The sequence below is a fragment of the Streptomyces thermovulgaris genome (assembly GCF_002155915.1).
GTDB classification, from domain to species: domain Bacteria; phylum Actinomycetota; class Actinomycetes; order Streptomycetales; family Streptomycetaceae; genus Streptomyces; species Streptomyces thermovulgaris.
Window position 1 is genome coordinate 1 of the sequence record NZ_MUME01000468.1, and the last position, 1,579, is coordinate 1,579.

Below are 1,579 nucleotides of genomic sequence, written 5' to 3' on the forward strand. Positions count from 1 at the left end.
AAGGTCGTCGTAGTCCGCGCGGGGGCGGTGGTCCGCCCCTCCTGCGGACCACCGCCCCCGCGCGGACTACGACGACCTTCGCCTGATCCTCGAGCCCAGCCACACCAGCGGGGCGTACGTGCGGTCCACCGCCCGCTCCTTCAGCGGGATCAGGGCGTTGTCGGTGATCCTGATGCCCTCGGGGCAGACCTCCGTGCGGCACTTGGTGATGTTGCAGTAGCCGAGGCCGTGCTCCTCCTGGGCCGCGCGCTTGCGGTCCAGGCCCGCGTCCGCGGCGGCGTCCAGGGGGGTGCATGTCGAGCTCGGCGACCCGCATCAGGAAGCGCGGGCCGGCGTACGCCCGCTTGTTGTCCTCGTGGTCGCGGACGACATGGCACACGTCCTGGCACAGGAAGCACTCGATGCACTTGCGGAACTCCTGCGGACGGTCCACGTCCTCCTGGAACATGCGGTGCTCGCCGGGACCGAGGCCGGACGGCGGGACGAAGGAGGGGATCTCGCGGGCCTTGGCGTAGTTGTAGGGCCTTGGCGTAGTTGTAGCCGACGTCCGTCACCAGGTCCCGGATCACCGGGAAGGTCCGCAGCGGAGTGACGGTGATCGTCTCCTCCGGGGTGAAGACCGACATGCGGGTCATGCACATCAGCCGCGGACGCCCGTTGATCTCCGCGGAGCACGAGCCGCACTTGCCCGCCTCGCAGTTCCAGCGCACGGCCGGGTCCGGGACCTGGGTGGCCTGGAGCCGGTGGATGACGTCCAGGACCACCTCGCCCCCGTCGACCTCGACCGTGAAGTCCTCCAGGCCGCCGCCCCGCGCATCGCCCCGCCACACCTTGAAGCGGGCCTCGTAGCCGCTCATGCGCACAGCTCCTCTTCGGTGAGGTACTTGACCAGCTCCTCCTTCGGGAAGAGGGCGAGCAGGTCGGGGCGGACGGGTTCGGTGGTCTCCCGGGTGAGGGTGATCCGGCCGCTGAGCGGATCCGTCGCCGCCGGACCGTCCTCCGGGCCGGTCAGCCGGCACAGCAGGCTGATCCGGCGCCATGCGCGCTGCATCGACGGGTGGTCCTCGCGCGTGTGCCCGCCGCGCGACTCCGTGCGCTCCAGCACGGACCGCGCCACGCACTCGCTGACCAGCAGCGTGTTCCGCAGGTCCAGGGCCAGGTGCCAGCCGGGGTTGAACTGCCGGTGCCCCTCCACCGCGGCCCGCCGGGCCCGGGCCCGCAGCTCGCCGAGCTTCCTCAGGGCCTGCTTCATCTCGCTCTCGCGGCGGATGATGCCGACCAGGTCGTTCATGGTCTGCTGGAGTTCCTGGTGCAGGGTGTAGGGGTTCTCCGGCGGCGCCCCGGCCACCGTCCCCTCCTCGGCCGTCGCCTCCTCCCCCGAGAACGGCCGCAGCGCCTCGGCCGCCGCCGCGTCCACCTGGGCGTCGTCCGCACGCGGGCGGGCGTGCGCCGGGGAGCGGACGCCACCGCGGAGCCTGCCGGGGTCTGTGGCGGGGGTTCCGTACCAGTGGCCAAGGCGGGACGCGCCTTCCTGTCGGAGCTCGCCTCCGGAGCACCGGCTCCGGAGGCGAGCTCCGAC

General features: G+C 72.3%; 2 pseudogenes. Both read right to left on the reverse strand.

Features of this window, described 5'->3' with window-relative positions:
- Positions 1–66: 66 nt before the first annotated feature.
- Positions 67–857 (reverse strand): annotated as a pseudogene (locus tag CCN35_RS26450) (succinate dehydrogenase/fumarate reductase iron-sulfur subunit).
- Positions 854–1,579 (reverse strand): annotated as a pseudogene (locus CCN35_RS26455) (fumarate reductase/succinate dehydrogenase flavoprotein subunit); the annotation flags it as partial. The pseudogenes CCN35_RS26455 and CCN35_RS26450, both read right to left, overlap by 4 nt.